The 22,544-nt window shown below is 69.6% G+C and carries 14 protein-coding genes and 2 pseudogenes; 9 read left to right on the top strand and 7 right to left on the bottom strand.

Going from position 1 to position 22,544, the window contains the following annotated elements; genetic code table 11:
* Positions 1-114 precede the first annotated feature (114 nt).
* From AB0M46_RS09760 to AB0M46_RS09740, 5 genes are all read left to right on the top strand, one after another.
* Positions 115-324, top strand: a complete 210-nt coding sequence (locus AB0M46_RS09760; protein WP_363334308.1) for a heavy metal-associated domain-containing protein — start codon at positions 115-117, stop codon at positions 322-324.
* Complete coding sequence (locus tag AB0M46_RS09755; RefSeq protein ID WP_363334306.1) at positions 324-1,310, top strand: hypothetical protein; 987 nt, start codon at positions 324-326, stop codon at positions 1,308-1,310. The genes AB0M46_RS09760 and AB0M46_RS09755 overlap by 1 nt, the downstream gene beginning before the upstream one ends.
* Before the next feature lie 44 nt (positions 1,311-1,354).
* Positions 1,355-3,670 (top strand): heavy metal translocating P-type ATPase, encoded by a 2,316-nt coding sequence (locus AB0M46_RS09750; RefSeq protein WP_363334304.1) that lies wholly within the window; start codon positions 1,355-1,357, stop codon positions 3,668-3,670.
* Positions 3,671-3,720: 50 nt separating this feature from the next.
* Positions 3,721-3,981 (top strand): YHS domain-containing protein, encoded by a 261-nt coding sequence (locus AB0M46_RS09745; RefSeq protein WP_363334303.1) that lies wholly within the window; start codon positions 3,721-3,723, stop codon positions 3,979-3,981.
* A 134-nt stretch (positions 3,982-4,115) separates the two neighbouring features.
* Complete coding sequence (locus AB0M46_RS09740; protein ID WP_363334301.1) at positions 4,116-6,209, top strand: heavy metal translocating P-type ATPase; 2,094 nt, start codon at positions 4,116-4,118, stop codon at positions 6,207-6,209.
* 162 nt (positions 6,210-6,371) lie between these two features.
* Here AB0M46_RS09740 and AB0M46_RS09735 read toward each other — a convergent pair whose 3' ends face one another.
* Positions 6,372-6,773, bottom strand: a complete 402-nt coding sequence (locus AB0M46_RS09735; RefSeq protein WP_363334299.1) for a nuclear transport factor 2 family protein — start codon at positions 6,771-6,773, stop codon at positions 6,372-6,374.
* Between the two features lie 256 nt (positions 6,774-7,029).
* Between AB0M46_RS09735 and AB0M46_RS09730 the strand changes: the two genes are divergently transcribed.
* Positions 7,030-7,674 (top strand): hypothetical protein, encoded by a 645-nt coding sequence (locus tag AB0M46_RS09730; RefSeq protein ID WP_363334297.1) that lies wholly within the window; start codon positions 7,030-7,032, stop codon positions 7,672-7,674.
* 183 nt (positions 7,675-7,857) lie between these two features.
* Here AB0M46_RS09730 and AB0M46_RS09725 read toward each other — a convergent pair whose 3' ends face one another.
* The 4 genes and pseudogenes from AB0M46_RS09725 to AB0M46_RS09710 all read right to left on the bottom strand — a co-directional run bounded on the left by AB0M46_RS09725 (position 7,858) and on the right by AB0M46_RS09710 (position 15,952).
* Positions 7,858-8,220, bottom strand: coding sequence for a nuclear transport factor 2 family protein (locus AB0M46_RS09725; protein ID WP_363334472.1), 363 nt, complete (start codon positions 8,218-8,220; stop codon positions 7,858-7,860).
* A gap of 84 nt (positions 8,221-8,304) precedes the next feature.
* Positions 8,305-8,516, bottom strand: a pseudogene (locus AB0M46_RS09720) (IS256 family transposase); the annotation flags it as partial.
* Between the two features lie 432 nt (positions 8,517-8,948).
* Complete coding sequence (locus AB0M46_RS09715; protein ID WP_363334295.1) at positions 8,949-9,551, bottom strand: GNAT family protein; 603 nt, start codon at positions 9,549-9,551, stop codon at positions 8,949-8,951.
* A gap of 200 nt (positions 9,552-9,751) precedes the next feature.
* Entirely contained in the window at positions 9,752-15,952 is a 6,201-nt protein-coding gene (locus AB0M46_RS09710) for an RHS repeat-associated core domain-containing protein (protein ID WP_363334293.1), read from the bottom strand.
* A gap of 327 nt (positions 15,953-16,279) precedes the next feature.
* Between AB0M46_RS09710 and AB0M46_RS09705 the strand changes: the two genes are divergently transcribed.
* The gene (locus tag AB0M46_RS09705; RefSeq protein ID WP_363334291.1) at positions 16,280-18,592 is read left to right on the top strand and encodes a tetratricopeptide repeat protein; all 2,313 of its coding nucleotides are present in this window, start codon (positions 16,280-16,282) and stop codon (positions 18,590-18,592) included.
* Between the two features lie 25 nt (positions 18,593-18,617).
* Here AB0M46_RS09705 and AB0M46_RS09700 read toward each other — a convergent pair whose 3' ends face one another.
* Entirely contained in the window at positions 18,618-19,301 is a 684-nt protein-coding gene (locus AB0M46_RS09700; RefSeq protein ID WP_363334289.1) for a TetR/AcrR family transcriptional regulator, read from the bottom strand.
* Between the two features lie 139 nt (positions 19,302-19,440).
* On the opposite strand from AB0M46_RS09700, the gene AB0M46_RS09695 reads away from it, so the two are divergent.
* Together AB0M46_RS09695 and AB0M46_RS09690 are read left to right on the top strand one after the other, a co-directional pair.
* Entirely contained in the window at positions 19,441-21,081 is a 1,641-nt protein-coding gene (locus tag AB0M46_RS09695) for an ATP-binding cassette domain-containing protein (protein ID WP_363334287.1), read from the top strand.
* 211 nt (positions 21,082-21,292) lie between these two features.
* Positions 21,293-21,811: a DoxX family protein gene (locus AB0M46_RS09690; protein ID WP_363334286.1), complete on the top strand. Its 519-nt coding sequence runs from the start codon at positions 21,293-21,295 to the stop codon at positions 21,809-21,811.
* A gap of 73 nt (positions 21,812-21,884) precedes the next feature.
* On the opposite strand, the pseudogene AB0M46_RS09685 reads toward AB0M46_RS09690, so the two are convergent.
* Positions 21,885-22,427, bottom strand: a pseudogene (locus AB0M46_RS09685) (flavoprotein); the annotation flags it as partial.
* Positions 22,428-22,544: the final 117 nt, after the last annotated feature.

Raw genomic sequence — 22,544 nt, 5'->3', positions numbered from 1 at the left:
AGCCACCGCACATCGTCCGGGCATCGCCGGCCATTTGCAGACTACCCCCAGGGGGTATACCTTCCTTGTTGTGCCAATACCCAGTGGGGGTATCAAGGCGGAGGGGAGGCCGTGATGGCGACGACCGAATACCAGGTGACCGGCATGACGTGCTCGCACTGCGAGCACGCGATCCGCAGCGAGGTCGGTCAGGTGCCCGGCGTGGAGGCGCTCGACGTGAGCGCGGCGACCGGACGGCTGGTGGTCACCGGCCCGGGACCGGTAGACGACGCGCTGGTGCTGGCCGCGGTGGACGAAGCCGGATACCGCGCGGAGCGTCTCTGATGAACGCGGCGGGACGGCTGGGCCTGTACGCCGGGGGAGTGGCCGTGGCGTTCGGCGCCGCGTTCGCCACGGCGGCCGCCGTGGTCCCGGACAGCGCGGTGGCGGGCTGGAAGAGCCGGAGCGCCGCTTCGGCCGGCCACGGCGGCATGGACATGACCCCTGGTAACGCCTCCGCTTCGTCGCTGGACGGGGTGCGGGGGCTGAGCCTGGCAACCGACGGACTCACGCTGTCGCCGGTCACGGCGCCGCAGGCCAGCGAGGTCGCCGGGACGCTGTCGTTCCGGGTCGTGGACGCAACCGGTACGGCGGTGACCGGGTTCGCGCCCTCGCACGAGAAGAAGCTGCACCTGATCGTGGTACGCGCCGACGGCTCGCAGTTCCGGCATGTGCACCCGGACATGGATGCGTCAGGGACCTGGTCGATCCCGTGGCAGTGGGCGCAGGCCGGCACCTATCGAGTGTTCGCCGACTTCGTACCCGCTGGCACCCGCAACGCCCCGGCGATCACGCTGACGCGGACGGTACAGGTCGCCGGCGCCTTCACGCCGGTCACGCAGCCGGACTCCCGGGCGTCGGATGACGTCGACGGCTACCACGTGACGATCACGGGGGAGCTGGCTGCGGGCGCGACCGGCGATCTGGCCATCACGGTCACCAAGGACGGCAGGCCGGTCACCACGCTGGAGCCGTACCTGGGCTCGTTCGGTCACCTGGTCGCGTTGCGTGAGGGCGATCTGGGCTACCTGCACGTGCACGCGGAGACCGCCGATCCCGCACCGCAGGACCGGGCCGGGCCGACGATCCGGTTCGCCGCAGCGGTGCCGACCGGCGGCCGGTACCTGCTGTACCTGGACTTCCAGGTCGACAAGCAGGTGCACACCGCCGAGTTCGTGCTCGTCGCAGCCACCGGCGCAACGACCGTCACCCCCAACCCCGGCCCGAGCCCGTCGGCCGGTTCCAACAGCCACGGGCACTCCGGGCACTGACCCGGTGACCACACCCGGGTCGGGCAACAGAAGGGAGACTCCGGATGACCACATCCGCGCCCCTGGTCGGGGGCCAGTTCGTCGAGCTGGAGATCGGCGGGATGACCTGCGCGTCGTGCGCGATGCGCATCGAGAAGAAGCTGAACAAGCTCGACGGGGTCTCCGCGACGGTCAACTACGCCACCGAGAAGGCGAAGGTGACGGTGCCGGACGGGTACGACCCGGCCGCGCTGATCGCCGAGGTGGAGAAGACCGGCTACACCGCCGCACTGCCGGCGCCGAAGACCGGTTCGGCCGGCGCCGACGAGGCGGGGGAGCCGGACCACGAGCTGCGGCCGCTGCGGGACCGGCTGGTCGGCGCGGTGGCGCTGAGCGTGCCGGTGATCGCGATGGCGATGATTCCGGCGTTGCAGTTCACGTACTGGCAGTGGGCGTCGCTGACCCTGGCGGCGCCGGTGATCGTGTGGGCGGCCTGGCCGTTCCACCGTGCCGCGTGGGCGAACCTGCGGCACGGCACGGCGACGATGGACACGCTGATCTCGATGGGCACGCTCAGCGCCTTCCTGTGGTCGCTGTACGCGCTGTTCTTCGGCACCGCCGGCGAGCCGGGCATGACACACCCGTTTGCGCTCACCCTCGCCCCGTCCGACGGCGCCGCGAACATCTACCTGGAGGTCGCGTCCGGGGTCACGATGTTCATCCTCGGCGGCCGCTACTTCGAGCAACGCTCGAAGCGGCAGGCCGGCGCGGCCCTGCGCGCGCTGCTGGAGCTCGGCGCGAAAGAGGTCTCGGTGCTGCGCGGCGGCGCCGAGGTGAAGATTCCAGTCGAGGACCTGCGGATCGGCGACGAGTTCGTCATCCGGCCGGGCGAGAAGATCGCCACCGATGGGACCGTGGTTTCCGGCACGTCGGCGGTGGACGCCTCGATGCTGACCGGGGAATCGGTACCGGTCGAGGTCGGTCCGGGTGACCCGGTCACCGGCGCCACCGTCAACGCCGGCGGCCGCCTGGTCGTCAAGGCCACCCGGGTCGGCTCGGACACGCAGCTCGCGCAGATGGCGAAGCTGGTCGAGGACGCGCAGACCGGCAAGGCCGAGGTACAGCGCCTGGCCGACCGGATCTCCGGCGTGTTCGTCCCGATCGTCATCGTGATCGCGTTCGTCGCGCTCGGCGCGTGGCTGGGCGCCGGATTCCCGGTGTCCGCCGCGTTCACCGCCGCCGTCGCGGTCCTGGTGATTGCGTGCCCCTGCGCGCTCGGCCTGGCCACCCCGACCGCGCTGCTGGTCGGCACCGGCCGCGGCGCGCAGATGGGCATCCTGATCAAGGGCCCGGAGGTGCTCGAGTCCACTCGCAAGGTCGACACCGTCGTGCTGGACAAGACCGGCACCGTCACCACCGGCAAGATGACCCTGGTCGAGGTGCTCACCGAGCCCGGGACCGGCCGCGACGAGCTGCTGCGCCTGGCCGGCGCCCTGGAGGATGCCTCCGAGCACCCGATCGCCCAGGCCATCGCCAAGGCGGCCACCCAGCGGACCGGTGCCCTGCCGGAGGTTCACGAGTTCCGCAACGTCGAGGGCAAGGGTGTGCGCGGCACCGTCGACGGCCACCGGGTGGTGGCCGGCCGCGAGTCGTTGCTGGCCGAGCACGGCCAGCACCTGTCCGGCGAACTCGCCCTGGCCAAGGCCCAGGCGGAGGGTGAGGGCAAGACCGTGGTCGTGGCCGGCTGGGACGGCCGGGTGCGCGGTGTCCTGGTGGTCGCCGACATGGTCAAGCCGACCAGTTCCCAGGCGATCGCCGACCTCAAGCGGCTCGGGCTGACCCCGGTCCTGCTCACCGGCGACAACCGGGCCGTCGCCCGGCAGATCGCCGCCGAGGTCGGTATCGACCAGGTGATCGCCGAGGTCCTGCCCAAGGACAAGGCCGACGTGATCACGAAGCTGCAGGGTGAGGGCAAGACGGTCGCGATGGTCGGCGACGGCGTCAACGACGCGCCCGCTCTGGCCCAGGCCGACCTGGGTCTGGCGATGGGCACCGGCACCGATGTCGCGATCGAGGCATCCGACATCACCCTGGTGCGCGGCGACCTACGCAGCGCCGTCGACGCGATCCGCTTGTCCCGCCGGACCCTGGCTACGATCAAGTCGAACCTGTTCTGGGCGTTCGCCTACAACGTGGCCGCCGTCCCGATCGCGGCGCTGGGCCTGCTCAACCCGATGCTCGCCGGCGCGGCCATGGCCTTCTCCAGCGTCTTCGTCGTCGGCAACAGCCTGCGCCTGCGCGGCTTCACCAGCACGGCCGGCACCGCCACCGTCGCCCACCGACCGGCGCCACCGCCGGCATCCACCACCGTCGCTCACTGACCGGCGCTACCGCCGGCATCCACCACCCAAGTAGAAAAGGGAACGACACCATGTCGAACGATCTGCCCGTCGCCAGCACGTCCTCCTGCTGCGGTGGCGGCAAGGCCGCCTCGGCTCCGGCGGCCACGCCCTCCGCGTCGTCGCAGGACTCGGCGACCTGCCCCGTCATGGCGGGCAACCTCGTGGTCAAGAGCGTCGCCGAGGCCGCGGGCCTGTTCCGCGACTACGAGGGCAACCGCTACTGGTTCTGCTGCGCCGGCTGCGGCCCGCTGTTCGACGCCGACCCGAAGCGGTACGCGATCTCGGCGTAACACTTGGCACGCGGGTCCGTGACGCTCGAGCCGTCGCGGACCCGCACGTGGCCGCAGCGGCATCGCCGCCTGAAACCCGGCCCCTTGAACATCGCGTGACCCCGCCGCTCGACCCCGCCTTGCCGGAGGAATCCATGAACGAGCTGGACGCACACGAGCACCACACCGACCACACCACCGGACATCCCGGCCACGACGACCACCACGGTCATGACCATCACGGCGAACATGCCGGCCATGGTGGGCATGGTGATCACGCCGGCCAGTTCCAGAAGCTGTTCTGGATCAACCTGATCCTTGCCGCTCCCGTGGTCGCCGCTTCCAGCGGTTTCGCGATGCTGATCGGGTACGAGCTCCCCGACCTGCCAGGCGTCGAGTGGATCGCCCCGCTGCTGGGCACCGTCATGTACCTCTGGGGCGGGTGGCCGTTCCTCACCGGCGCGATCAGCGAAGTCCGCACCCGCAAACCCGGGATGATGCTGCTGATCGGCCTAGCGATCACCGTCGCGTTCGCCGCGTCCTGGGGCGCCAGCGCCGGCTGGCTCGACCACGAGCTGGACTTCTGGTGGGAACTGGCCCTGCTCATCGTGATCATGCTGCTCGGTCACTGGATCGAGATGCGCTCGCTCGCGCAGACCACCTCCGCGCTGGACTCGCTCGCCGCGCTGCTGCCCGACCAGGCGGAGAAGGTCGAGGGCGAGCACACCGTCACGGTGGCGCCGTCCGACCTGCGAGTCGGGGACGTGGTCATCGTACGGCCCGGTGGCAGCGTCCCCGCCGATGGCAGGATCGTCGACGGCCGCGCCGACATGGACGAATCGCTGGTCACCGGCGAATCGAAACCGGTCGCCCGCGGTATCGGGGACACGGTCACCGCCGGCACGGTCGCGACCGACTCCGGCCTGCGCGTCGAGATCACCGCGACCGGCGACGACACCACCCTGGCCGGCATCCAGCGGCTGGTCGCCGAGGCGCAGAGGTCCACCTCCCGCGCCCAGCGCATCGCCGACCGCGCCGCCGCCCTGCTGTTCTGGTTCGCCCTCGGCGCGGCAGCGATCACCGCGATGGTCTGGGCCGTCGTCGGAGACCCCGACACCGGCGTCATCCGCACGATCACCGTGCTGGTCATCGCCTGCCCCCACGCGCTCGGGCTGGCCATCCCCCTGGTGGTGTCGATCGCGACCGAACGCGCCGCCCGCGGTGGTGTCCTCATCAAGGACCGGCTCGCGCTGGAGAGCATGCGAACCGTCGACGCGGTCCTGTTCGACAAGACCGGCACCCTCACCAAGGGCGAACCGACCGTCACTGCCATCGAACCCACCGGCGACCTGGACAGCGACACGGTCCTGGCCCTCGCGGCCGCCGCGGAGACCGACAGCGAACATCCGCTGGCCCGCGCGATCGTCCGCGCCGCCAAACACCACGGCCTGTCCGTGCCGAAGGCGACCGGGTTCACCTCGTCTCCGGCCGTCGGCGTCACCGCCACCGTCGGCAGTCACGAGATCCGCGTCGGCGGTCCCCGCCTGCTCGACCAGCTCGGCGCCACCGAGATCCACACGGCTGCCGCCTGGCGTGAACAGGGTGCGATCATCCTGCATGTCGTCCGCGACGGCACCGTCATCGGTGGGCTCCAGCTCGCCGACGAGGTACGCCCCGAATCCCGCGACGCGGTCGACGCCCTCCACAGGCTCGGCGTCGAGGTCGTGATGATCACCGGTGACGCCGAGGCCGTCGCCCACCATGTCGGCGACCAGCTCGGCATCGACCGGGTCTTCGCCGGCGTCCACCCCGAGGACAAGTCCGCCAAGGTCGCCGAGCTCCAGCACGAGGGCAAGAAGGTCGCCATGGTCGGCGACGGCGTCAACGACGCCCCGGCGCTGGCCCAAGCCGACGTCGGCATCGCCATCGGCGCCGGCACCGACGTCGCGATCGCCTCCGCCGGAGTCATCCTCGCCAGCTCCGACCCGCGCTCTGTCCTGTCGGTGATCGCCCTCTCCCGGGCCAGCTACCGCAAGATGCGGCAGAACCTGTGGTGGGCCGCCGGATACAACCTGCTCTCCGTGCCCCTCGCCGCCGGCCTGCTGGCCCCGGTCGGGCTGGTCCTGCCGATGTCCGTCGGCGCGATCCTGATGTCGTTGTCCACCGTCGTCGTCGCGCTCAACGCCCAGCTCCTACGCCGCCTCGATCTGACCCCGCACGCCAGCCTGCGGCAAGTCCTCGGCCGATAGTCGTACTCCTGCGGGTCCGCCCGGGCCGCGGACGGCACCCTGCCCGAGCGATGGCTGATCGGGGTCGTGCCGACCGCAGATACGTCACGCCATCGCGTGCTGGACGACGTGGCGTTCCTGCAGGATCGACTGTCCGTCGCCGTAAACGGTGAGCGCCGTGGGTCAGCCCCGCAGCGGTACCTTTCGGGCCCGGACGATCCGGTGACTGATCCGCCAGCCGTCCGCGCCGCGCACCACGGTATCGGTGTAGGTCAGGCTGCCGACCGTCCCGTCGGCGCGCACGCCGAGCGCCTTCGACACGGCGTGCACAACACCGTCCGCGGCCGGGCTCAGCACGATGTTGGTCACGTGGTGCGCGACCGGGTTGCGGTCTCCCAGTGCCAGCGCGGCCTCCCGCATGGCGGCGACCCCGCTCAGCACCCCACCCCCGAGATCCGTGACGTCGTAGGCGACGTCGGCGGTGAAGAGTTCGGCGAACCCATCCAGGTCGCCGCTGTCGCTGAGGTGCCCATGCCGGTTGATGAGATCCGTGATCGCCACCCGGTCCTCGTGGCTCAGGCTCATGCCGCCCCCTCCCGTTGCCGCCGCGCCACCCACTTGAACGCGGCGTATTCCTGCGCGCCGACCCACCGAGACTCGCCGACTCTACCGGGACCCAGTTTCACCCAGCCGGAGGACACCAGCGCCGACTACCGCCACGCCGTCCGAGAATCAGCCAAACGACTGCGCGGATCGTTGAGAACGGCGTGGCGCCCTACTGTGGCGTCTGCATGAGCGGCCTCGGCGCCGTTGGACGCCGCCGTTCGCCTACGATGCCGACGTGGGTGAGTTCGTGGACGTGACATTGGCTCGCGTCCCGCATGGGTTCGACTTCTTTGCACCGTTGCAGCTGCTGTTCGAGTGGGTCGAGAAGCAGGGCTACGTGGTGACAGGCCACGATGGAGACCTGTACGGCTCACTTTGCGGCGACTCTCGGGCCGGCACCGCGGTCGAGCTTCGCGGCTACACCGCCGAGCAGACCGCGTCTTACGCACGCTCCTGGTTCGGGGATGTAGCCGAGAACCCCGCTGCGCGGTTGTGGCCGTTCGCGCAGACCGGCGGGGACGGTTCGATGGCCGCGCTGTGGCTGGATGGCGACCGGCAGACACGGGTCGTTCATCTCGGTTCAGGCAGCGGCTCGTTGTTGACGTGCGTGCTGGCCGACAATGGGTTGGATTTCCTGCGGTTGCTGGCGATCGGCTATAGGGAGATCTGCTGGAGTGAGGAGTTCGTCGCCCCGCCCCAACCGTGGGACGAGGACGGCGACACCGTCAACGCGTCCTACCGCGATTGGTTGCACCGCACATTCGACGCGACCATCCCGGCAACCGCGCTGGAGATCGTGGCTGAGCCCGTCGAGATGGGCGACCCTGTGACCCACGACCCCTTCTGCCGGTGGGTCAACGACCTCCAAGATCAGCGCTAGCCACCTCCCGCGCGTTGACCAACTGGTATTCGCGCCAACGCCGACCGTTGAGTGCACCTCCGTTTCGATCGCTGAATGCCAGGTCAGGCGCGAGGTAGCCGCTGATCGCGCGCCGAACGCGAGCGCTTGACCGCCGATCGGTCAGGCCAGACAAGCAATTGTCAATACCTATGGATGAAGACTTCAGCGTGGTGGCCGGTTCTGCTGGTAGGTCCACATCTCGGCCATCAGGCCATCGACGAGGCGGACCAGCCAGATGAGATGGCCGGGAGAGTTGGTGGCCGAGGGCTGCGCGATAGAGCCCACGGCGGCGATGAGGTCGTTCTCGCTGAGGATGGTGTGAATGTGGAAGTGTAGGTCCGGGCGAGCGGCCCGGATGGTTTGGACGGCCTGCTGCACGCTAGCGGGTCCGGCAACCTCGGGGTGGGCGTGGTCGACCCAGTCCGGGTGCAGGATCTGGTCAGCGATCGTGGTGTCGCCGGTGTTCCACATGTCGAAGTAGCGTGCGATCACACTCTCGGCCGATCCGACTGGTTTGCTATCCATCGAAGTGTGCTCTTTCCTGATACTGATGGCGTTGGCTGGTTTGATCATGCCGCCTCGATGCCGATAGACGTCGGGCCCGGCGCCCGGGCGTTCAACGAGCTTGCCGTGTTCGAAGCGGGCGCCGGCGCGGACGAGGGCAACGAGGTGGGGTGCGTTCACCGCGCGCCAACGGGTCGCGGCCTCGATGCGTTTGAACGCCATCGCGAGGCCAGCAGCCTTGGAGTCGGACCCTTGGGGATCTTGGTGCGGTGCCGGACGGTGGCGAAGGTCGACTCGATCGGGTTTGTGGTGAGCACGGGCGTACCTTCCCGACCCGCGTTGGTGCGCGGGCCCCCAGAGGACGGCCCCGCATCCGGTCTGTCGCGAGTCGTGCGTAACGCCCCGTCGGGCCGTCACCCCTCGTGAGTGACCCCGGGCGACTCAGTCCGAATCCTCGGACGGCAATGCCGTCGATATCCCCGCTGCGAACGAGTTCCCGAATCGCTCGGGTCATGGCCGACACGCCCGGTTCCGGCACGATCAGCTGGTCGACAGCCCAGAAGTAGCTGCCGTTTGCGACTTCACCGATCTCCTTCCATCTCGTGAGCAGGCGGCCGACCTCGTCGACTTGCCGGCATCCGCTCGTGCCGCCGTTCGTGCGCGGCGGCCCGCAGACGTTCATGTCGGCGGTGACCGGTGCTCCGCGCAGCCCGGCTATCCTGATCCGGCCGGGATGAGGATGCCTTGGCTCACGGCGCCCGGTGGGCGAATGTGCTGGTCCATTCCGGTGCCAGCGCCGACATCACGATCGAGTCCACTCGCTGGCCGTCGAACTTGAACGCATCGCGCTTCACGCCCTCGACCTTGAAGCCGGCCTTCTCGTATGCCCGCTGGGCGCGCGGGTTGAAGGCATAGACCTCGAGTCCCACGCGGTGCAGGGAGAGCACGGTGAAGGCGTATCGGAGCATGAGTGACGTTGCCTCAGTGCCCAGACCACGGCCGCGGCCCTGCGGGCCGATGAGGATACGGAAGTTGCAGCTCTCGTTCGCCGGCTCCCACTCGTTGAGCACGACTTCGCCTACGCAGGCCGCGGAGTGGTTGTCGACGATCGCCAGGTCGAGACGATCGTGCTGGGCGTTCCGCGATCCGTACCAACTGCGTAAGCGATCATCGATGTGCGGCTCACGGCCGTCCGCTTCCGCGGTGGAGTGGACACTGCCGGTCAGTCGGAGCACCTCGATATCCGCGAGGGCCGCCGACATTGCCGGCAGATCCTCGTCGCGGAACGGTCGAAGCGTGATGCTTCGGCCGGTCAGCACGGGCTTGCTCGCGAAAGGGGACGGCGTGCTCATCCCGAGACGATAACCGAACGCGGGCTACGACGGTTGTCGCGCACCGTGTGCCTCGTCCGCCAGAAGAGCGCCGCGACGCACCCTCGCGGGGACGAGTTCCGGCGAGATGCAGGTGGGGTCGCAGGCCCTGCATCTCAACCGGAGCTCGTCACTCGCTTACAAGATCATCATCGGCCCTGCCGCGAGGCGGACGTGTTGCCTCAGACGTAGGGTCCCGGCATGTCGCGCCAAGGGGTGTACGAGTTCTCGACCCATTGTCTGTACACGAACCATCCCCCGTCCTTCTTGCCCTTGGTGCCGGTTCGGAATGTGATGATGATGACTTCGCGCACGCGGTGCTGATATGTGGTCTCAGTTCTGGTTCGTACCTGGGGTATCCCGGTCGGTCGAATCGACTTGCCGCGAAGCGTGCACCATCCGTTTCGCGTCTCTGTCGCGCCGCCGGTGCATCGGTATACCGTCCGCCGCTGCGTGTACACCCTGGCCTGGGCCACGATCTTCTGGTATCGGATGATCTCCACGCTCTTGATGTTCGGGCCAAGGAACGGCAGCTCGCCCCACAGCATCTCGTACAGGTCTTCCAGGTCATACGGCCCTTGATACGGACGGGTCGTGGGCAGGTGGACGGTGATGTACTTCGAGTATTCGTAGGTTTCGTCGGTACCGCCGAGGTCGGTTTTGTTGACCGGGTCGCCGCTGCAGTAGTCGTAGGCGTTCGCGCTTCCGCCGGCCACCGGGTCGACCTGGAGGAACCGGCCGGTGACGGGGTTGTAGAGTCGCACGCCCATGAGCAGGAGGCCGGCCATGGCGTCCGCTGAACGCTGAGCGCCGCCCAGCCAGCCGTATCGGGTTGCGGCGGCGGCGCCGTCGCGTGGCAGGCCGTATTCGGTGTGCTCGGCGTATGACAGCGGGCCGGTGGCGGCGCTGGTGTTCTCGCTGGTCGCGACGATATCGCCGTGCAGGTTGGTGAGTTGGAGGGTGGAAGAGCCGTCGCTGTTCTGGATGGCGGCGAGCCCGGACAGCCCAAGGATGTTGCGGGTCCAGGTCCCGTCCGCCTCGGTGATCCAGGCGGGGCTGTCGTCGCTTCCCGAATAGTGGTTGGTGACGGTGCCGGGCCGGGAACCGCCCGTGCTGGTCGTCGTCTTGATCCGGCCGGCCGAGTCCAGCGTGAAGCTGGCGGCCTGAGCACCCTGGCTGTGCGTGGCCACCACGTTGTTCGCGTAATAGGTGGTGGCCAGATCGGCGCCGCCGGTCACATGCGCGGCGGGCACCTTGGTGGTACGTCCGAAGTCGTCGTACTCGTATCCGGCGGTCGTTGCGCGGTCGGCCTGGTCGTAGGTGTACGTCTGGGTGCTCGGCGTCGTGGCGGTGCTGCACGTCCCGCCACTGCCGGCCGGGTATGCGGCCATGCTCGTGCGGTTGCTGTTGACGGTGAAGGCGTACGTCCGCGTGGTGCACTGACCGGCGAAACTGTCGGCGACCTTGACCAGCCGGCCGGCGGTGTCGTACTGGAACTGCTGCGCACTGCCGCCCGGCCCCTGCTGGACAGTCGTGCGGCCCTGGACGTCCGGGGCCGCGGTGAAGCTCAGCCACGTCACGTTGTCCTTGGCATAGCCGAGCGCGATCGGCCTTCCGGTGTTGTCGAACCGTCTGGTGGCGATCAGGCCGTTGGGATACTGCTGCACGGCGAGTTGCGCGTCTGCGTCGTAGGCACCGGTGAAATCGCCGACGCCGTCCGTGTGGGCCCGGGTGATCAGCCCGCGGCGCTCGGTCCGGCCCGCCGCGTCGGTTCCGTCGTACGTGAACGTGGTGATGCCCTTGCCGTCATTGGAGGTTTGGACCTGACCATCGATGGTGTATGTCGCGGTCGCCAGGTTGCCCGTGGAGTCGGTGGTCGAGACCGTCCGGCCGAAGGAGTCGTAGGCAATGACGACGGTGTCGCCACCCGAACGGTTACCGGTCGGCAGGCCGGTGTTGACGTCGTAGGTGTAGCCGGTCTCCGGTACCGCCAAGCCGCCCGCGCTGGTGGGAGTCACCACGATCGCCGACTTGATGAGCCGGGCCGCGTTGTCGTAGCTGAGGGTGGACGTGCGGACCACCGAACCCACCGTCTCGGTGGCCGTCGTGATGCTGCCGTAGTAGTTGTAGGCCATCGTACGAACGGGGATCGGCTTGCCGGTGCCGGGCTGGCCGGCCGGTGCGGACCGGCACTGCAGGCCCGCCCACTCCGGTTTGTTGCCACATGCGGCGACGGTGGGGTGTGCCGCCGCGGTGTAGAACGTGGCCACGGTTGTCGCCGGGTCCGTGCCGGAGGAGCCGGGCATGCGCTCCTCGATGATCCTCCCGTTGAGGTCGTAGCGGGTTCGTTTGACGATGTCGGGCTGGCCGCCGCCCAGGACGGTCGCGGTAGTGGTCGGCTTGAGCAGCGTCCATCCGGACGGATCGGCCGACATGACGGGGTCGTAACCCAGCTTCGTGGTGGCGAAGTCCTGGGCTGCCGGCGTTGCGGTGCCGTCGAGGACCATCGGGCCGGACGTCGCTGTGGTCGCCAGCCGGTACTCCTCATGCGACAGGGGCTTGCCCTCGTCGTAGGTGTTGGTGAGGCGTAGCCTCGCCGACACCACGGCGCCGGAGGCGAGGACGACCAGATGGGCCGGACCGTCCTGACTGATCAGGGTTCCGTTGTCGGCGTACGTGGTGACGTCGGCGAGCAGGTCCGCCCGCTCCGCGGACGAGGTCCGGCCGGCGGTGTAGGGATCGGTGTCGGGTGTGGGTGCGAGTGCCTGTGCCCGGCCGGCCGCGCCGAGCGACCAGATCACGTTGCCCTTGCCGTCCCATCGCATGGTCTCGATCTGCCAGGCGCCCGCACCGAACGTGGCCGTGTTCACCGGTCGCCCGTTCACGTCGGAGTAGCTGATGCGGCTGTACGGCCAGTCCCCGGCGGTCGGGTGGTACGCCCCGTCGGTTCCCATCGGCGGTACGTGCGACGGGGGGAAGATCGCGCCACCGGCCCGGGGCAGGTCGACCAGCTGGCCCCAGCCGGCCGTCTGGGACGCCGACAGGTCGATCGGCGCACCGGACCCGCCGATCGGGACGTCGTAGGCGACCGCCTGTGTCGGGTCGACCGCGCCGGCTTCACGCTGTACGTCGGCGATGCGGCCCTTGTTGTCGTACCGCATGCGCCAGACCGCGAGGCCCGGCGGGGTGACCTGGCTGACCCTGCCCTGTGCGGTGTAGGCGTACACCGTGGACAGGTTCGTCCGGGGATCGGTGACCCGCCGGAGGTGACCGGTCGAGTCGTACGCGTACGTGGCCATGACGACGGTCTTCATCGCCGAGGTGGCCGGGTCGTAGGCGGTGAAGCTGATCTGCTTGGCCTGGCCGGTGAAGTCTGCCCAGCCGGAGTCGACACCGGTGGCGGTCGTGCTGGTCGCGTAGCTGATGTCCAGTGCCCGGCAGCCCGGTTTGAGTGTGCCGGTACACGTGATGCCCGGCTCGATCTGCGCGATGATCCTGGTGACCTTGCCGTCGCCGTCGCGCGAATAGCTGCCGACCGTCGTGCCGCCGGGTAGCACGATCTTGCTCACCACCCAACCGGTCTGCAAGCTGAAGACCGTCTTCACCCCGTCCACGCCGATATGCGTGTACTGCGTGCCGGAGTCCTTCACCATCATCGTGTCGCTGGCATCGCCGACGCCGGCCAGCTTGTTGGAACCGGGATTGGCGAGGTAGGTGAAGGTCTCGCCGGATGGGCCGTCCAGCACGACGTTGCCGTTGGCCTGCTCGGTCAGTTGGAAACCGGCCACCTGGGACTGCGCGCCGGAGAACGATCCCGTCCAACCCGGCCCGAACACCTTTTTTTCTCTGGTCCGGATATCGGGGTAGCCGTCCTGGTACGGGTTCAGCGTCACATGGGTGCGCTCGACGGTCATCCCGAACACGTTGGCGTCGGTGTCCGCAATGGCGTAGTCGCCAGTGGTGAGTGCCACCTTGCCCGGGCCCAGGGCGTCCACCGAATTCGAGGTGGCGAAGCCCGAGGTTTCCAGGGTGACCGAGACGGCGGCGGTGGTACATGCCTCGGCGCCCCCGCCGGTGAAGCACGCCCGCACCTGGACCCAGGTGTAGAGGTTGTTGAGGGTCTTGGCCAGGTTCCAGGTCAGATCGCCGAAGTTCTTGCCGGTGTCGGTACGGGTGCTGGGCCAGCCGGACAACGGGCTGACGGAACCCGGCACGGTCACATCCCCGGCTGGGATGCGCACGTAGTCGTAGAACGGGCTGGTGCGGTACTCGTACCGGACCCCGGTGCGGTTGGGCGGCGCGGAGGCCGCCAGGGTGATGGCCTGTTGGGTCCGGTCCTCGTCGATCGGCGAGGTCAGCTGGCCGACGCCGTACCCGAAGGAGTAGGCAACAGGGGCCGACGTGTTGCCCGCCGCGTCACGCGAGCGGACGTAGAGGGTGTGCCAGCCGTCCGGCACTACGACGTCGATGCCGATCCCCTTCTGCGTGGGATCGGGTCGCCACGGTATCGCCTCGACGACGGGCGTGGTGACGTCGTCCAGCCCCCATGTGTAGTCCTTCACGTCGGCGGCGGTGGACCGCAGGCTGCACGGGGTGCCCTCGTCGGCTGCCCGCACCCGGGTGTTCCAGCGACCCGAGCCCAGTTCCGGGCAGCTGATCACGGGCGCGTCGGGAGCCGTGGCATCGATGGTGAGCAGACTCCATGCCGACCAGTCCGAGTACTCGATGCCGTCGAACGATCGGGCATGCCAGCGCAGCCGCGTGCCGTCGGCGAGTTTCCCGGCCGGCACGACGACCTTCGCGTCCGAGCCGCTCTGCACCCCGTCGACCGCGCCGGACCACAGTTGGCCGGTGCCCTGACCGGCGGCCGGGTCACGCTCGACCTCGAACTCCGCCCGCACCGGACCGCCCTCGGCATCCTTCACCGCCGCGTACAGCGTGGGGGTGGTGGTGGACGTGAACACCTTGCCGTCACCGGCACTGACCGGCGCGGCCCGCAACGCCCCGGTGATCGGGGTCGAGCCGTAGGTGACGATCAACTTCGGCGGCTGCGCACCGGTGCCGTGCGCCTCGGTGGACTGGAACGCCCGGGCATAGGTCTTCTCGAGATAGACCGGCCATTCCTCGGTCAGGCGCAGCATGACACCCTGGTTGGGTGCTCCGGCGGCCCACGCGTTGGCGATGTCCGTGATGGGCCAGATCCAGGTCCCCGCCGGCGACTGCCCCGCGGAGCAGGGGCCGGGCTCTTGAGCCCGTTGTTCGCCCGCTGTGGTGGTTGCCGGCAGGCTGGCCCAGTCGTAGCTCCAGTTGCCGGTGATGCGCTGCGCCTTGACGGTCAGGCCTTCGACGCAGCCGTTCCCGCCCGCCGAGGTCAGCTGGAGCTTGGCGTCGGTGACGGTCTTGCCGGCCAGTCCGCTCGTGTCGAAGCCCATGAGCACACGGGAGAACGAGCGACCCGACTTGCTGCCGCTGACCACGTTGTACTGCCCGATGACGACGGAGTCGCCGTCGGAGTTGTAGCCGCCGCCCGACCCGGGGTCGGGCGAGTAGACGGTCACGTCGTCGTTCGCGGCCAACGTGGTCGTCGGATCGATGGTGACCGGGTAGGTGGTGTCCGGGCCGGCGAGGAAGGCGGCATCCGGCGTGAGTTCGAGCACCTGCTGGCCGCGGTCGTTGACCACCCGTGTCTTGACGCTCGCCCGCGGTTGCGGCGCGTCCGCCTTGCCCTGACGCCGATCCGCCGTGCGCGGCGCGCCGAGCATGAACGGCGGGTTGGCGCCGGCGACCTTCCGGCCGCTCGCATCGGTCAACGTCAGCCCACCGGTTGGCGTCGTGGCCAGGGTGAGTCCGTCCGTCTGCACCCGAAGCGAGAACTTGAGCGGCCCGGAGGGACGTTGCCGGATCACCACATCGTGACGGAAACCGGCCGGCAACGCGGTCACGACGAGGTCCGCTCCGGTTCCGGCCGCGTCCACGTAGGTCGCCCTGGAACCCTCGATCCGTGGCGCGGGCAGGGCCGCCGGCCAGTGCAACGCGAAGGACTGCCCGCTCGCGCGGGTCATCTTCGCCAGCGGCGCGGCGCCTCCACCCGCGGAGAACTCGACGCTGCCGACCGCTGCCTTCGGTCGCAGTACACCGTTGTCCTGCGTCAGCGTGGTGTCGATCGGCGCCCAGCCGTCACCCCGGCGCACCCGGACCGGGCCGCTCGTGCTCTCGGTCGTGACGGTCGAGTTGGGATTGGCGTAGGTGACGCTGGACTCCGTGGTCTCGTCCTCGATCATGACCCGGCTACCCTGCAGGCGCGCAGCCAGCGCGGCGGAGACCCGGTCCGGGCGCTGGGTCACCGGTGGTGGGACCTGCGCCGCACTGGCCGCACTCGTCACGTCCGCAGTGTCGCCGACGGTCTGCAAACCGGTCAGGCACAGTGCGATCACCGCTATCCAAGTCCAACGCCTCGCCATGCGAGTCCCCCGCGAAACGATCCGATCATGCATTCGACCAGATTCGATGGGGCTCGCCGGCCGTCACAAGAGCCACCGGCTGTCCCGGACAGGCGCCTCCCGTCCGGACTGGACAAGGGCCCTGTCCGGGCCAGAACCGGACAGGTTCCGGACAGGACGGCGACCGGTGAGGGTTGACGCCCGAACCGCTCGACCGCGAGCATGACTCGAGTGATCGTGGCAATCGGGGGACCGCGCGAGGCACGTGACGTGGCAGCGTTCGTTGCCTTACTGCGTCAGCTCAAGCAGGACTCGGGCTGCACATACCGGCAACTCGAAGCACGAGCGGCGCAACGCGGTGACGTGCTTGCCCGCAGCACCATCGCCGACACCCTGCGGCGCGAGGCCCTGCCCAGGCCCGAGACACTGGTCGCCTTCGTCCGCGCCTGTGCTCCCCGGCAGGACGTCCAGGCCTGGCTGGAGGCGCGAGCCCGGCTCGCGGCCGGGGACCCCGGCCCCAGCACATCGGCCGATCCGGGAGCAGCCACGGCACAGGTGGTGCCGCGCCAGCTTCCCGCGCCGCCCGGCCTGTTCACCGGACGAGCCTTGGAGCTCGACCACCTGGATCAGATGGCACGCCGGCAGAGCCCGAACAGGACGGTCGTCATCTCGGCGATCGGTGGCGCCGGCGGGATCGGCAAGACCTCGCTGGCACTGCACTGGGCGCACACGCACCTCGACGCGTTTCCGGACGGCCAGCTCTACGCCGACCTGCGTGGCTTCGGTCCCGGCCCCGGGCCGGTGCCGCCCGATGCCGCGCTACGCGGCTTCCTGGGGGCCCTGGGAATACCGCCGGCGTCGGTACCCCGGGATCTCGACGCGCAGGCAGGGCTCTACCGCAGCCTGCTGGCCAGCCGGCGGATGCTGATCATGCTGGACAACGCCCGGGACACGGCCCAGGTGCTGCCGCTGCTGCCCGGCAGCCCATCCTGCACCGTGCTGGTGACCAGCCGCCACCAGCTGCGCGGCCTCACCGTCACCCACGGCGCCCGGCTGCTCGCGCTGGATCTGCTCCGCGACGACGACGCCAGGGACCTGCTGGCCGAGCACCTCGGCCAACACCGCGCCGCGCAACAGCCGCACGCACTCGCCACGCTGGTCGAGTACTGCGGTGGCCTGCCGCTGGCGCTGGCCATCGTCGCCGCGCGGGCCGCTTCCCATCCCGACCACCCGCTCGACGCGCTGGTGCTGGAACTGCGCGACGCCACCGCCCGGCTCAGCGCGCTGAACGCCGGCGAACTGCGAGCCGACCTACGGGCGGTCTTCTCCTGGTCGTACCGGGCCCTGCGCCAACCATCGGCGAAGTTGTTCGACCTGCTCGGTCTGGCTCCCGGCGCCGACATCAGCCTTGCCGCCGTCGCCAGCCTCGCCGGCGCACCGGTGCCCCGCGCCCGCGAACTGCTGCTCGAGCTGGAGGACACGTCGCTGGTACGGCAGCACGCACCCGGCCAGTACCGCATGCACGACCTGGTCCGCCTCTACAGCGTGGAGCAGACGCAGGCAGCTCCCAGCCACGAGGCGGCGCTGCGGCGGCTGGTCGACTTCTACCTGCACACGGCCTGCGCCGCCGACCGGCTGCTGGACCCGCGCCGGCCGCCGCTCGCGCTGAGCAAACCGGCGCCGGGCGTCACCCCCCAGCCGCTGTCCGACCCGGCCGAGGCGATGGCATGGTTCGATCTGGAACACACCCGCATCCTCGACACGCAACGGCTGGCCATGGACCGGGGCTGGTACGCGCAGGTATGGCAGCTGGCCCGCACGTTGGTGACCTTCCACGCCCGCCGGCGGCGCGGCCGCGACCAGCTCACGGTCTGGCAGCTGGCGCTGGCCGCCGTCGACCGGGAGGGTAGCCACGCCGCCGCGGCCCTGGCGCACCGATATCTCGGCCAGGCGCACACTGCCGAAGGCGAGCACGGCGAAGCCCTCCGCCACCTGCAGCTGGCCCTTGTTCGCGCGGCGGAGGCCGCCGACGCCGGCGAACAGGCCCGCACGCACTACGCGTTGACCGTCGCGTGGGAACGCACCGGCGACCACGAACAGGCGCTGGTCCACGCCAACCAGGCCCTGACGCTGTTTCGGGATCTCGGCGACCCCGTGGAGCAGGCGCGGGCGCACAACGCGGTCGGCTGGATGTGCGCCCAGCTCCGGCGGTACGAGCAGGCGCGCAGCCACTGCGAGCGGGCGCTGACCCTGTTCCGGCGCAACGGCCATCCCGACGGTGAGGCAGACACCCTGCACAGCCTCGGCCTGATCGCGTACCGCAACGGCGAATATCCCGACGCGTTGCGCTATTACCGCGAGGCGTTGGCGATGTACCACGAGGTCGGCAACACCAGAGGCGAGGTCGACTGCCTGGAGAGCCTGGGCCAGCTCCACCAGGCCCTGTCCAGGTACGCCGAAGCCCACGAAGCCTGGCAACAGGCGCTGGACCTGCTGCACACCCAGCACCGCACGAAAGAGGCCCTGCTGCTGAGCGAACGGATGCAGTCGTTGCGGCTCAGTGGCCGGGAGCGAGCCGGCTGATCCAGTCCTACGCCCGCCGCAGCGCTTATCGGGTCCCGCGAGGCGCACGCCGCCGTCCCCGCTCGGGCGGTGCATCGCCGCCGGCGGCGGGTTCGCGGCCCGCTCGGATTGCCTCGATCCCGTTGATGACGTAGGTGAGGCCGTTGTCGAACCTCGTGTCTTCCGAGCCCTTGTCGTCGAGGTGCCCGTGGTCGGCCAGGGTCGGATAGACGTCGCGCTGGGCGTGCAGGTGCTGCTGAGCGGCGCGCCGGACGCTGGCGTCGGTGAGCCGCCAGGTGGACTGGGTGAGCGCCGAGCCGATGACATAGTTGGCCACGGCGTGTGTTGCGGCGCTGAGATGGGGTTCGCGCAGACCGGCGTGCAGCAGGGTGGAATGCAGGTATTCGGTCCGGGCGAGCACATTCGGTCCGAGCAGCGGCCGGCCGAGCAGCGCCGCGGACCATGGGTGTCGCAGCATCGTCGCCCGCCACTCGGTCGCGAGGATGCGCACGCCATCCTGCCAGTCGTGGACCCCGGCTGCCGGAAGCCGGACCTCCCCGAAGATCTCGTCCAGCGCGAGGTCGACCACCTCGTCCTTCGTGGCGACATGCCAATACAGCGTCGCCAGCCCCGCGTCGAGACGGTCGGCCAGCCGTCGCATCGTCAGGCCACCAACCTGCTCCTCATCCAGAAGGGCAACCGCCTCGGCGGCGATGCGCTCACGGCTCACCTGCGGCCCCTCGCGTGCCCGACGGCGGGGGCGTAACCACACTCCGGTCATGTGGAAATTCTAGTACCATGTTCGAGACTAGAACGACGTTCGAGACGCCGATCCCTGTTCGAGAAACGCGAGGGCTGGGAGCAACGCGATGTCGCATATTGATGTCAGTCACGTGACGTATCTGCTGCCCGATGGGCGAGCGCTCCTCGACAACGTCTCGTTCCGGGTCGGCGACCGGGCCACCGCCGGCCTCGTCGGCCCCAACGGTGCGGGCAAGACCACCCTGTTACACCTGATCGCAGGGGATCTGGCACCGGCGGCCGGTGACATCACCACCTCGGGTGGCCTCGGCGTGATGCGGCAGTTCATCGGCTCGGTCCGTGACCACCGCACCGTGCATGATCTGCTGCTGTCGGTCGCCCCGGACCGGATCCGTCACGCCGCCGCCGCGCTGGCCGACAGCGAGCGCGGGCTGCGCGAGCACGACGACGAGGCGACCCAGATGCGATACGCCGACGCGGTGGCCGAATACGTCGACGCGGGCGGTTACGACCTGGAGGTCGTCTGGGACGCCGTCACGACCGTGGCCCTCGCCCTGCCCTACGACCAGGCCGGTAGCCGTGACGTCAACACCCTCTCCGGCGGCGAACAGAAGCGGCTCGTCCTGGAGGCGCTGCTGCGCGGTCCGGACCAGCTGCTGCTGCTCGATGAGCCCGACAACTACCTCGACGTACCCGGCAAACAATGGCTGGAGCAGCAACTGCGCGCCAGTACCAAGACGATCCTGCTGGTCTCACACGACCGGCAACTGCTCGCCGAAGCCGCCGATCGGATCGTCACGGTCGAAGACCGCCAGGTCTGGGTCCACGGTGGCGGCTTCGCCACCTACGCGCAGGCCCGCCGCGACCACGTCGAACGCCTCGACGAACACCGCCGCCGGTGGGAAGACGAACACACCCGGCTCAGGCAGCATGTCCACGCCACCCGCCAAGGAGCAGCCCGCAACGACGCGCTCGCCTCGACGTACCGCGCCGCGCAGACCCGACTGGCCCGCTTCGAAGCAGCCGGCCCACCCACCCGGCCGCCCCGGGAGCAGAACGTGCGGATCCGCCTGCGCGGCGGGCGCACCGGCAAACAGTCCGTCATCTGCCACGACCTCGAACTCACCGGTCTCATGAAACCGTTCGATCTGGAAATCTGGTACGGCGAACGGGTCGCCGTACTCGGCTCCAACGGCTCCGGCAAGTCGCAATTCCTCAAACTCCTTGCCGAAGCCGGCCACCAGCATCGAGAAACCGGCGGCACCGGCCCAGTGCCGCACCGCGGCGAGGTCCGGCTCGGCACCCGCGTCGTACCCGGCCTGTTCACCCAGACCCACGCCCGGCCCGACCTGGACGGCCGCACACCCGCCGACATCCTCATGACAGACCAAGCCCTCATCCGCAACGACGCCATGGCCGCTCTCGCCCGCTACGAGATCGCCCCCGCCTGGAACCAGCCCTTCCAGACCCTCTCCGGCGGCCAGCAAGCCCGCCTCCAGATCCTCCTGCTGGAGCTCTCCGGCGCCACCCTGCTGCTGCTCGACGAACCCACCGACAACCTCGACCTGGCCAGCGCCGACGCGCTACAACGCGGCCTGGAGGGATTCGCCGGCACCGTCATCACCGTCACGCACGACCGCTGGTTCGCCGCACACACCGACCGCTACCTCGTCTTCGGCGCCGACGCAACCGTCTACGAAAGCGATACACCGGTCTGGAACGAAACTCGCGTCGACCGCGCCCGCTGAGGCCTGTGCCGAAGTCCGGGGGAGTGGCAACTTTCACCATGTTCGTCCATGGTGAGTGCCGGCTCAAGAATGTAACTTTTGTCGACACTTGCAGGCCGGATCTGGTGGAGGTGGGCGTGGTACGTCGGTTCAGGATGCACCTCTGTGGGCGGCTCGCGTCGAGCGTCCATCCGTCCGGCTCGGCGCCGGCGCCCAAGGTAGGTGACGCCCGGTGAGCGCGGCGACCGCTGCTGACGTGTCCTTGCTGGTCTTCCGGGCCGGCCTCGGCATCGTGTTCCTGGCGCATGGTTGGAACCACGTCTTCGGTGGCGGCAAGATTGCGGGCACGGCGCGCTGGTTCGAGTCGCTGGGCATGCGGCCCGGCATCGTGCACGCGTGGTTCGCGACGCTCACCGAACTCGGGGCCGGTGCGATGCTCGTGCTCGGGCTGGCAACGCCGTTGGCCTGCGCCGGCGTCGTCGGCACGATGGTCGTTGCCCTGGTCACCAACCACCTGAAGAACGGGTTCTTCATCTTCCGGCCCGGCGAAGGCTACGAGTACGTGCTGACCCTGACGTTGGCGGCCGTCGGCCTGGCCGGCGTCGGCGCCGGTACGTGGTCGCTCGACCACGCGGTCGGCTGGTTCCAGCCACCCGGATGGTGGGGACTGGGCGCTGCTGTCGTGCTCGGCGTCGGAGGCGCCATCGGCCTGCTCGCCATCTTCTGGCGGCCCAGGCGGGACACCGCCTGACGGCAGCTCAGGCGGCATCACGTTCCCCCGCGCCGCCTCCTTGCGGCTCGCAGGCCAGCCGCCGCGTGTGCGGTCAGCCGCAGCACGTGCCGCCGGACCGCTCGCCGCCGGGGTTCGTCACGGGCAGCAACGTCAGCGGCGAGGACAGCAGCCCACCCGCGATGCCGGTCGCCAGTCCACGCCCGGCCGGGGCGGCCTGCTGCGGGGCAGGGCCGCAGCAGCCGCCCGCGGTGCCGTCGATCGTGGTGTCGCCGATGACGGGGTTGCTGTTGCACACGCCGGTTTCGGGCAGGTCGAGCTGGACGTCGCGGGCGGCGTCCCAGTCGCCGGCGAGCGCGGCGACGACCGATCGGGCCTGCTCGTACCCGGTGGCGAGCAGGAACGTCGGCGCCCGGCCGTAGCTCTTGACGCCGATGGCGTAGTAGCCGGGCTCGGGGTGGGTGAGCGCATCGACGCCGTGCGGCGGCACGGTGCCGCAGGAGTGATCGTTCGGGTCGATCAGCGGTGCCAGGGTCCGGGTCGAGCCCAGGATCGGGTCGAGGTCGAGGCGGAGTTCGCCGGTGATGGCGTGGTTGGGCCGGAACCCGGTGGCCGAGACGATCCGGTCGGCGGTGACCAACCGCGTGGCGTCGGCGGCGATGACCTGGTCGCCGTCGGTGGCGTTCAGCGACTGTACCGAGTCAGGACCGGTGGCGGTTGCGGAGTAGGCAGCCGGCGCGGGTATCGTCGCCGG

This window comes from Dactylosporangium sp. NPDC051485, assembly GCF_040682015.1.
GTDB lineage: Bacteria > Actinomycetota > Actinomycetes > Mycobacteriales > Micromonosporaceae > Dactylosporangium.
The sequence above is the reverse complement of the archived record's forward strand: the minus strand, read 5'-3'. Positions and strand labels throughout refer to the sequence as shown.